Genomic DNA, 9,859 nt, shown 5'->3' with positions numbered 1-9,859 from the left:
TCCTTTGATCCGAATCCAGTTTCTTTCATTCCTTCTTTTTATAGCGTTGATGAATTTTACAGAAATGTTATTAAATTTACTATGGCCGAAAAAGAATGTGTGCGATTCTGGATTTTTATAGAAAATACGAGTGAAGTTCCAATTTCAAGTATCTCGATTTCAATGAATATTGCGGTTTCGAATAAATTCTATATTTATGATTTCTCTGATTATCCTAGGCAACCTGCTCGATTTTCGGATTTAGATAATGTAATGATTGATTATTCGACGATGATGGTAGTCTTTACGTTGAAAAACGCACCTCTACCTATTCAATTACTTCCAATTTTAAAATGCTTTTGCCTGGTGAAAAAAAATGGTCAGAAGATCCTTTTATTATCGGTGCTACTGAAGATTCTGTTATTCATGTTAAAGCAACAGTTATGGGGAAACAAATAAAAAGACCTTTTGAATTTAATTTCGAATTAAATTTTAAGGTTCAAAACCTTGTTTATGGCAAAGATGATTGGATAGACTCAATAATTCGTTGTCATTCATAGCATTTTAGATTTAAAATAAGGGAAGATCCTTCCGATTATGAAGTGGGCTTTTTGAGATTCTGGCAATTATGATTTTCCACGATCGCGGGCCGATTCCCGTCACCGCAGTTCGAACTTTTTCGGAACTGAATCTTTCGTTGATAGCAACGACGGCTTTGTGAGTATGTCTGAACCCTCTTGGTAAAAGAAATGTGATTGTCGTGTCGCTTCATTCTTGAGCTCTGAAAGCATAATTCCATTTATTTGTATCTATAACCTTTCTTGAAGTATATATTAACACTGTTGCTGCAGTAAAATCGTATTTCAATAATCGTCAGAAAGCAATACCTTAAATTATGTTCTCCAAACTGCGAAAAAAAACGAAAAGTTTAGCGATCTAATTTGATTCCCGAATTGACAACGTTTGTATAGTAAACTAATGTGTATATGTGAATTTTTTTACTAATCATACTGAATTTAATTCCAAGAAAAAAAATGAATTCAGTCTTATAACTCCGGTACGGGCCGGATTCCCGTCGCCCGCCGACGAATACATCGAAAGGGTCTTAAACCCTCTGGAATTGCTCATACCGAATCCTGATTCCAGTTTTCTTGGAAGAGTTCTCGGAGACTCGATGAAAGATGTCTTCGTTCGAAACGGTGATTTGATCGTAGTGGATAAGTCCGAGGAGGCACTCAACGGAAGTGTTGTTGTTTGCACGCTTGACGGAAGTTTTTTAACGAAGATCCTGCGAATAGAAGGACGAAAACGGATGCTCGTTTCTGCCAACCAGCAATTTCCTCCGATTCCGATCACAAACGAGAATGAATTTTTACTCTGGGGTGTTGTTTCTTGGAGCTGTCATAATTTGTTAAGGGGGAGAGGTGTACGGCCTCGTTGACTGCAATTCGTTTTACTGTTCGTGTGAACGTGTATTCCGTCCGGAGCTCCGGACGCGGCCGGTAGTTGTCCTTTCCAACAACGACGGATGTGTGATTTCGAGAAGCAAGGAAGCGAAAGAACTTGGAATCAAAATGGGTGAACCTGCCTTTCTTCGAAAGGATTATTTCGCCGTAAAAGAAATCGAGGCGTTCTCTTCGAACTACGCGTTATACGGCGATATGTCAAGACGCGTTATGAACCTTCTTAGAAATTTTTCTCCGCACGTCGAGGTCTACTCAATCGATGAAGCATTCCTCGGATTTTCCGGATTTCAAAATGAAAAACTTCCAGAGGTTGCAAACAATATCTTTCAAAGAATTCCCAAATACACCGGAATTCCGGTTTCAGTCGGAATTGGACCAACGAAGACACTCGCGAAACTTGCGAATCACCTCGCAAAAAAAAAGGAGGAGTATCGCGGTATCTACATCATAGATTCTGAAGAAAAACGAATTGAGGCGTTAAAACAAGTTGCGGTCGCGGACATTTGGGGAATCGGTCCCGCGTATGCTCGAAAACTCGAAGCGGTTGGAATAACAAACGCTTGGGAATTTTCGCGTGCGAATAAACATTGGATTCGTAAACACCTGACCGTTGTAGGCGCGCGGATTGCTTACGAACTCAATGCGATCGAGTGTTCGACACTCGTAACCGTGGACCCCGCGAAAAAAACGATCGGAATCGCTCGTAGTTTCAGTTCGATGCGTGATTCTTTGGAATCCTTGGAAGGAGCGGTCGCGACCTTCGCGACGCGAGCAGCGTATAACCTAAGAAATCAAAATGGATACACAAACCTAATCCGGGTTTTCGTTCATACGAACCAGCACCGTCCGGATCTAGAACAGTATGCGTGCAACACTGAAGTCCCGTTGCCCGTACAAATGCAGGATACGATTAAGATCGTTCGTTTCGCTCTTTTCGGTCTCAGGAGAATTTATAGACCAGGTCTCCAATACAAAAAAGCCGGGATCATTCTTGATCGGATCACCACAGATATAGACCGGCAAGACGACTTATTCAGTGACTTTAACCGGATGCGCGACGAAGAAATCTCGAATACGATCGATAAAATCAATGTGAAGTTCGGAAAAGAAAAAGTGAAACTCGCGGTCGCGACCAAACAAAACGCTTGGTCCCTCCGGCAAGCCAATAGGTCACCACGTTATACTACGAATTGGAAAGAGATTCTTGAGATTCGAGCGGGGTAAGAACAAAGGATTTTCACGTGTGGACAAAAAAAATATTTTGAAAAATCAAAGAAGCCTAATACAGTAAGTCCAATGTGCTATCATAACTCGCTAACTGCATCGGCGCAGAAACTTTCTAATCGATTTAGCGCAGGCCTTATTGAACAACCGGATTTTCGTCCAGTCTTTCACGAAAATGGATTTGAACACAAACCGCGACCTGTAGTAACGCGGGGAGTTGAAAATTCATTTTTATATGCTGGATGGGGGTTAATTCCGAAATGGGTGAAGAGTGTTGAGCAAGCAAAACTAATGCAAAATAGGACATTAAACGCAAAGTCGGAAACGATATTTGAACTGCCTTCTTTTCGCGAAGCAATTTTAGAACGAAGATGCCTTATACCTTCGACAGGATTCTATGACAGCCAAGAAGTCCGAAAGAAATCATATCCGTATAGAGTGTATTTACAACACGAAGAGATTTTTTGTTTAGCGGGGATTTGGGAAGAGTGGACGAATCCCGAAACCAAGGAAGTGTTAAAAAGATACTCTATGCTTACGACACCACCCAATAAAAAATTCTCTCAGATTCATACACGAATGCCGCTTATACTTCCGCGCGAATTAGAAGACACATGGATCGATCCAGCCCTAAAAAGTAAACATGATATAGAACCTCTTCTTCAAATTTATCCCGAAGAAAACGTAGAATTCTATACAATCCGAAAATTCCGACCTGGTGATGAGTTTGAAGAAGATATACTTAAAAAAGTCGAATACGAAGAATTGAAACAACAAGAACTTTTTTAGAAAGAGCTCGCAGAGTGAGAATGAAAAGTATGCGTATCGATAAATCTAATACAAAAGGAAAGTTCTACTTAAAGGTATTCTAATTCGTTAAATAAATACTTTACAATATACTTTTACGACAAAATTTAATAAGATTTTCATAATTATTATGAATCGGAATGGATAATTTTAAAGAGCTGGAAAGGGGGAAAGGCTCTCAAATTTGAGATCGGATTCAAGCCTTTAAAATTCCATATTTTTTGTAGACTTAATGGAAGAGGGATGTCAATTATGAGTCCCGAACTATGAGGGGTGGGAATGAAATCTTTAAGACGTTCGAATCGTAAATCAATTAAGAAAAAGTCCGGACCGGAAATGCTATGGGATGCAATGAAAATACAATTCCCAAATTGGAAAGAATATACAAAACAAACTTTAGAACAAAAAGGAAAAGCCCTTCCGAATTGGTCTGACAGCGTTTTTGCTCCGTTTCCATCATTTCTCCCACTCGTATTTAAAGGAATTCCGGACAAGAACGATCCAAAGTATCCAGATAAAATTGCATTTACGAGCATGTTGACCGCGCTCATTCCTTGGAGTTTCACAAAAGGAATATATCGTTTCAGTCCAGAAATCTTCGAAGAGTTATCAGATTCTAAATTTCCAGATAAGGTTCCGGTCGAAATTTTGAAGCGATTGCCTCAGTGGTCAATTTACGTCGAACTGCCCGAAGAAAACGAATTCAACGCATTTGGATTTTTTGCCCATTTTGATTTTAATGGAATTTCGGAAGAATTCAAAATTGTTATAGTGTTAAAGAATCATTTACCGCAATTGCTTTCTTTCAGATTAGAAACAGAAACTTTTGAGGAGTCCTTCGAAAAAATGAAAGAAGGTATAAGGGGCAATCTAAAATACCTAACCTTGAATGATGGAAATGAAGCCAAATATTCCAAGCTAATTGAATCGCAATATATTGAAGATTTTAAAAAATTACTCCCGTACGTTCTTTATCTCTGCTCAGAGGACGCGGAATATAAAGGCTCCTTCTCGCATGAGAATTTTAGAAAAAGAGGAAACGAAAAAAATCCAGAGGATTTTCAAGAAACTTCAAGCGCGGTAGTTTGGGACGTAGGAGTTGAGATCAGTAGGCAACTAAGAGAGTATCGAAATTTAGAGAAATCTAAAAACGCCAGCGATGGAAAAAAGACCCCACATATTAGGCGAGCTCACTGGCATCACTTTTGGGTAGGAAACGGAGAAGAGCGTAACTTGATAGTCCGATGGTTGTCGCCAATTCCTGTGAAAATGGATATTGGAAAGAATTAAAATCAATTCCGGACGGGGACCAATTTGGATGAAGAAGTGAGAGTGGATCGGGACAGAATTACATATTATCGGAATTGGGGTAGGGGTAAACTCCGTGTAAATTAAATAAAAAAAGGGTAGGACGAGAGTCTTTTTTCTTGAAATCAATAGGCGCCTCGTCTTATGTTAGTTAGAACTTAATGATATTCGTATATTTCTCCAAGTTTATTGTTTAGGCGAATTACAATAAAAATGAGTTAGACGCCATAAGCAGTTTGAAAATTATCATTACTAAGCAAATAAAACCGTTATATAATAAAGATATCATATGACAGATAGAAACATTGAACCACATAGAATAACGAGACCTATTCAGTTACTGGCAGCCTGGCTAACTGGTTTGACCGTTGTTAATGCTAGTTTTTTAGCAAGTGCGTCACTTATTCATGAGCCGAATTGGATTCCAGCGATGTTATCTATTGCGGCAGTTGTAAATGTTCCGGTTTTTATCGTTAGTCTATTTTTGTTGCAGACGAAGTTTAGACCAGAAATGCAAGAAGATGAATTTTATTCTAAATATTTAGAAAAGAAATATTCATCTGATAACACCGTTGTTGCTGTAGACTTAGAAGACCAATTTAAAAAGTTAGCAGAAGAATTGGCTTCAAAGATACCTTCAGTCTCTAAAAATAATGAGAAGGAAGTACTTGAAATTCTGAGGAATTCAGAAATAGCGCAACTATCCGGTCGATTTTATAAAAGTAGGTCTATATCTGAATTATTTATGCACAAAGACGGTTGGGGTGAGATTGTAGAATCATGGAAAAGTGATCCTTCTTTTATAGCCGATATCAATGAACTTGTGCAAGCAGGGTTAGTTCACCTTTCAGGTGAAGGTGAGTATAAGGATGCAACATTGACGAGCATTGGTTACGAAGTCGCAACAAAGTTAAAGGCTGAAGGAAAATTATGGAATTTACGTCATAAACGAAGAATGAATGATAAAGAGAATAAGCAATAAATAAAAGTTGCTTACGGCGTCTAACTTCGTCTCCTCGCTCCGTTCGAGATCGCTAACGCGACTCTAGCTTCGGGTTTTACAACATTTCGCTTTGTCACTCGCCTTGCAGGGCAAGTCTCGCATAAGTGCTTGCGAACTCGAGAAACGTCGTAATACTTTGTTTGTTATTCGAAATTAATGGGACTAAGAAAAACATATGCCTACAGATATTCAATCCTTCTTTCGCTACCTGATTCCTGGATCCGTTCTACTGTTAACCATTGGTCCTTGGATACCGCCAACATTGCCAAATGTAGTCACGAAAGATCTCGCGACCATTCTTGGTAGCCTTCTCTTGTTGTCCATTCCCCTCGGAATTCCACTCTTCATTATTTATTTCTCCATTTATCACATTCCTTTCGAAAAACATTTTATGCAAATCGCAGAGGTTCATACGCTTTACGAAATTCCGGGTCGTACTTATACTTGGACGAGTCCATTAAAAAATCGTGACCATGTTGAAAGCACATCATCTTCCATCTGGTACTTCATCGACTCACAAACGCCTGCCTCAATGAATCACTGGCTCCGTGGGATCGGTGCCTACTTGCACTCACTTGGCGCTTGTTTGGTCGCTCTTATCATCGGGAGCTTCTTTGTTCATTGTGGCTGGTTTGATTTAAAAAGTCCTTCCGTTGAAATTATCGTAGCGCACACTTTTGCTGTCCTTTTCTTCGCCGTAACAATCATCGTCGCTCGTATCCACTATCGGGGGCGCTACATGCGTCGACTTCAACGTCTAATTGCTGATAACCGTAAGAAAATTATTAAAATCGATCGACGTGAAGGAAACAGTCGCAATAACTTCGCCTAACTAACGCTTGGAATCTTTCTCAATTTTTATTTATGGAAAATCGCGCTCCTACAACCGTGTATATATACTTTATGCGACAGAACATACATTAACGGAAGGTATATTGAACCCATGCAGAATTATCTGTTGTTGACCTAAAGGAGACTTTATGAATTATTTTCTATTAGTTCTTTTATACCTGCTTTTTACTTAAACTGTATAATAATACGAAGCAAAGACACGTAGATATTGTGTAATATGTAATTTCAAAACGAATTTGCCAAAAGTCCCAAAACACAACTCCGGCCGCTTCAAGAGCAATAATTAGATCTGAATTATTTTCATCAACTTGCAATCGAACCTCCGAACCAGAAATTAGATAAGAATTTCTAATTAACTCTCTATTGGATGACGAGAGATTCTCTGTCCTAAGAATTTCATCAAAACGTGCATTTTCAAAACGCTCAGGAGCGACCTTTCTTTCTACGTACCCGAATATACGCCCAACTTTATTATTGTCTTGTTGCTCTTGGGAAATAGAGGAAGTATTTTCGAATCGAATACGTTTTAGATATTCAAAAAGATGTATTAGCAAATCACGCAAAGATCGAAAATTTACAGTAAAGGTTTGAGGTTGCGGCTTGACATATCTTAGCTTGGGAAAATGTATCTGTGAGATCGTAAGCAATACATCCCTTTCACTTTTCACCATGTCAACATTCCAATCAGGAACTATTTCGTTTAAACGTTTTAGAAGCGAAGGGAGGTTATGTTTGAAGTCGAGAATTTGGTTCAAGGTTACAGTGCGATCAGTTACAGCGATATAGTATTTCAAAAACTTCTCAATGAAGGAATGACTGAATTGAAGATGATGAAATAAGTCCGGCATCGGAACAGTATCCGTGATAGTATCAGGAACTCCATTTTCAACAATATTCCAACGCACCGAAAAGCCAGGACGATATTCAGAGGATTTGAAAAAATGCTTCTCCAAATATGCAAAATCGTATAAAGCTGAATAATAAAGTCTTTGACACTCAACAATTTCCATTTCATTAGACTCCGATTTTAAATATTCGAACAAAACTTATAAGCTTGTCCGAGAATATTTGTTTATATCTAATTAGAAAATAATAACTAAGGAGAATAGTCTCTATTTTTTCGAATCGTTAGGTTTTGACTCGAAATGAAAGCATTGGTATACATACGCACGAACAATCATTGACATAAAAGTTATATTAGCAATACTTTAATCTATCAGGTAAATTATGGAAGAGTCTACTAATTTAGCGAAAGCTCCACTAACTTCGATTTCGGAAGAACTTGGAAAACTATTGGTTCGCGCATTAGACCAAAGCGATCATCTCTTTACTCGAAATAAGTTTTGTTTTCTAAATGGATATGTGGCTTCCGTGATAAAGCCTTCTGACGATTTCCTAAAGGTCAGTCAGAATAATTATATTGAATTAAGTATCGAGAAGTCCGAAGATTTTACAACTTTGCAAGACTTGATGCTGGAACTAACCAACGGCGTTGAAGAGATTAGTAAACGATTCTCCATTGATGATGTAGAAGGAGTAGCGGACTTTTTACTTAAAATCGCGCGGCTCCCACCGGAAATCAAAACCCAAAAATTCATTGAACCTGAATGACGCATCATTCACTTCCGATAATCATCATTTCTTCTCTCAAAATGAGACATAATTCTAATGCGACAGAATTCACATTATCGGTAGTCATATAATAAGCAAATATAAATTTAGTATTTTATCCCCGATCGCCCTTTCAAGCTGAATTATCGTATTTTTACTTTATTTTACTTTTTATTACCTTTCAAGTTTGACAAAGCAGGTGTAACATTATATTGTTACAGTGAAAATGAAGGAGACCTCAGAGTATCTCATCTATAAAGGTCCGGCTTTTTCGATCGAGTGGTACTTTGATAAAAACTCAAAGTCCATATCTATGGAATTCTTTGAGAGCCTTACAATCGACGAGCAAGATGACTTTCTTGTACTCGTTAAGAAAATGGGAGATTCCGGAAAGATATTTAACGAACAAAAGTTCCGAAATGAAGGTGATAAGATTTTCGCCTTTAAGCCGAAACCGAATAGATTCCTTTGTTTTTTCTCCGTGGGTAAGAAAATAATAGTCACGAATGGATTTCTAAAGAGACAAGATAAATTGCCCGCACATGAAAAAGATAGAGCGAAAGCGTTTCGGAAAGATTATTTAGAAAGGATTGATGCAGGAACATATTATGAAAAGTAAATCTACTTTCGACAGAATTATGCAAGACCCTCAAAGGCGAAAATCTTTCGAAAAGAAGTATAACGAGTTTTATCTTTCTGAAATGATAAGCGAACTTATGGAACAAGAACATATATCTGTGCGAGAGCTTGCGGAAAAGACCAATCTATCCCCAACCGTAATTCAAGATATTAAGTCAGGAAAAAGAGACAACCCTACTTTCAATAGCTTGATAAGTGTAATTGAAGCACTCGGGGCCGAAATAGTATTCAAAAAAGGCAAAAAAGAACTCTACCATGTTCCGAAAGTCCATGTGTAACCCTAACTTCCTTGAATGTATGTTCTGTCTTCTTGTTTGAAAATCAAACTTAGTATTCAAGAAATAGTACATAAGTAGACGCAAGCATTTTCATAATAAATAAGTTTAAAATAAATTTCGTTATTTTTCTCGATGTATGAATATTGAAAAATTTCAGGATTTTTTGTGGAGCTCGCCGGAAAATTATAGCTTCGAAGTTTTATTCTATTATCTAATTCCCAAGATTTTAAAGATGATGAAGTCGTTTCGTCCTTGCTTTGGAAATCTGTATGAACATACCAATTTCCTACAAAGTTCTTTTTAAATTCATGTCTATAAAGAGCATATCCGACACCTATAAAGTATTCTGTTAACCGCTCCTGATCGATTTTTATAGATTTTGTTAATTCACCTTTATAAAATATATCTTTTGCATTCTTGAAAACTGTGGATAAAAAAAATCTGCTTCTTTTGAAAGAAGCTATTACCTTTGACTCACTTAATTTATATCCTGTATCATTTACTCCAGCATTGATAGTTAAGAGATTTCTTACATATTCGTCATCCATTGACTTCGCATTGTTATGAAGGTCACAAGATGGCACAGTAATTAAATCGATTCTTTTATCAGGTGGAAAAAAAGATTTAGCTGGTACATGCTCCCTTGATGTTTCAATTTCATCGCATTTATAGCATTTTTCTTTCATGTTTCC

12 protein-coding genes are annotated in these 9,859 nt (G+C 37.7%); 10 read left to right on the top strand and 2 right to left on the bottom strand.

The window, feature by feature from the left end; all coding sequences use genetic code 11:
- The 7 genes from LFX25_RS20760 to LFX25_RS20735 form a co-directional block, all read left to right on the top strand.
- A partial coding sequence (locus LFX25_RS20760; protein ID WP_238732158.1) for a hypothetical protein occupies positions 1-438 on the top strand: 438 nt, incomplete at its 5' end.
- A 529-nt stretch (positions 439-967) separates the two neighbouring features.
- Positions 968-1,420, top strand: coding sequence for a LexA family protein (locus LFX25_RS21015; RefSeq protein ID WP_406600556.1), 453 nt, complete (start codon positions 968-970; stop codon positions 1,418-1,420).
- Positions 1,404-2,669 carry a Y-family DNA polymerase gene (locus LFX25_RS20755; protein ID WP_238732157.1) on the top strand — a complete coding sequence of 422 codons (1,266 nt, stop codon included), beginning with the start codon at positions 1,404-1,406 and terminating at the stop codon, positions 2,667-2,669. The genes LFX25_RS21015 and LFX25_RS20755 overlap by 17 nt, the downstream gene beginning before the upstream one ends.
- Positions 2,670-2,741: 72 nt before the next feature.
- Entirely contained in the window at positions 2,742-3,458 is a 717-nt protein-coding gene (locus tag LFX25_RS20750) for an SOS response-associated peptidase (protein ID WP_238732156.1), read from the top strand.
- 297 nt (positions 3,459-3,755) lie between these two features.
- Positions 3,756-4,766 carry an AcrVA2 family anti-CRISPR protein gene (locus tag LFX25_RS20745; protein ID WP_238732155.1) on the top strand — a complete coding sequence of 337 codons (1,011 nt, stop codon included), beginning with the start codon at positions 3,756-3,758 and terminating at the stop codon, positions 4,764-4,766.
- Between the two features lie 307 nt (positions 4,767-5,073).
- On the top strand, positions 5,074-5,766 hold the full coding sequence (locus tag LFX25_RS20740) for a hypothetical protein (protein WP_238732154.1): 693 nt from the start codon (positions 5,074-5,076) through the stop codon (positions 5,764-5,766).
- A gap of 196 nt (positions 5,767-5,962) precedes the next feature.
- The gene (locus LFX25_RS20735; protein ID WP_238732153.1) at positions 5,963-6,619 is read left to right on the top strand and encodes a hypothetical protein; all 657 of its coding nucleotides are present in this window, start codon (positions 5,963-5,965) and stop codon (positions 6,617-6,619) included.
- 172 nt (positions 6,620-6,791) lie between these two features.
- Here LFX25_RS20735 and LFX25_RS20730 read toward each other — a convergent pair whose 3' ends face one another.
- Complete coding sequence (locus LFX25_RS20730) at positions 6,792-7,649, bottom strand: hypothetical protein (protein WP_238732152.1); 858 nt, start codon at positions 7,647-7,649, stop codon at positions 6,792-6,794.
- Between the two features lie 217 nt (positions 7,650-7,866).
- Between LFX25_RS20730 and LFX25_RS20725 the strand changes: the two genes are divergently transcribed.
- The 3 genes from LFX25_RS20725 (at position 7,867) to LFX25_RS20715 (ending at position 9,167) form a co-directional block, all read left to right on the top strand.
- Positions 7,867-8,250, top strand: a complete 384-nt coding sequence (locus LFX25_RS20725) for a hypothetical protein (protein ID WP_238732151.1) — start codon at positions 7,867-7,869, stop codon at positions 8,248-8,250.
- Positions 8,251-8,476: 226 nt separating this feature from the next.
- Positions 8,477-8,869 (top strand): type II toxin-antitoxin system RelE/ParE family toxin, encoded by a 393-nt coding sequence (locus LFX25_RS20720; protein ID WP_238732150.1) that lies wholly within the window; start codon positions 8,477-8,479, stop codon positions 8,867-8,869.
- Positions 8,859-9,167, top strand: a complete 309-nt coding sequence (locus tag LFX25_RS20715) for a helix-turn-helix domain-containing protein (RefSeq protein WP_238732149.1) — start codon at positions 8,859-8,861, stop codon at positions 9,165-9,167. The genes LFX25_RS20720 and LFX25_RS20715 overlap by 11 nt, the downstream gene beginning before the upstream one ends.
- 56 nt (positions 9,168-9,223) lie before the next feature.
- Here LFX25_RS20715 and LFX25_RS20710 read toward each other — a convergent pair whose 3' ends face one another.
- On the bottom strand, positions 9,224-9,853 hold the full coding sequence (locus tag LFX25_RS20710) for a hypothetical protein (RefSeq protein WP_238732148.1): 630 nt from the start codon (positions 9,851-9,853) through the stop codon (positions 9,224-9,226).
- Between the last annotated feature and the right edge of the window lie 6 nt (positions 9,854-9,859).

Source organism: Leptospira sanjuanensis (genome assembly GCF_022267325.1).
Classification (GTDB): Bacteria; Spirochaetota; Leptospiria; order Leptospirales; family Leptospiraceae; genus Leptospira; species Leptospira sanjuanensis.
The sequence above is the reverse complement of the archived record's forward strand: the minus strand, read 5'-3'. Positions and strand labels throughout refer to the sequence as shown.

Bases quoted from the DNA above. Each gene is read 5' to 3' on its own strand.
- LFX25_RS20750 (WP_238732156.1), top strand. From the start codon at position 2,742: ATGTGCTATCATAACTCGCTAACTGCATCGGCGCAGAAACTTTCTAAT.
- LFX25_RS20745 (WP_238732155.1), top strand. From the start codon at position 3,756: ATGAAATCTTTAAGACGTTCGAATCGTAAATCAATTAAGAAAAAGTCC.
- LFX25_RS20740 (WP_238732154.1), top strand. From the start codon at position 5,074: ATGACAGATAGAAACATTGAACCACATAGAATAACGAGACCTATTCAG.
- LFX25_RS20735 (WP_238732153.1), top strand. From the start codon at position 5,963: ATGCCTACAGATATTCAATCCTTCTTTCGCTACCTGATTCCTGGATCC.
- LFX25_RS20730 (WP_238732152.1), bottom strand. From the start codon at position 7,649: ATGGAAATTGTTGAGTGTCAAAGACTTTATTATTCAGCTTTATACGAT.
- LFX25_RS20725 (WP_238732151.1), top strand. From the start codon at position 7,867: ATGGAAGAGTCTACTAATTTAGCGAAAGCTCCACTAACTTCGATTTCG.
- LFX25_RS20720 (WP_238732150.1), top strand. From the start codon at position 8,477: ATGAAGGAGACCTCAGAGTATCTCATCTATAAAGGTCCGGCTTTTTCG.
- LFX25_RS20715 (WP_238732149.1), top strand. From the start codon at position 8,859: ATGAAAAGTAAATCTACTTTCGACAGAATTATGCAAGACCCTCAAAGG.
- LFX25_RS20710 (WP_238732148.1), bottom strand. From the start codon at position 9,853: ATGAAAGAAAAATGCTATAAATGCGATGAAATTGAAACATCAAGGGAG.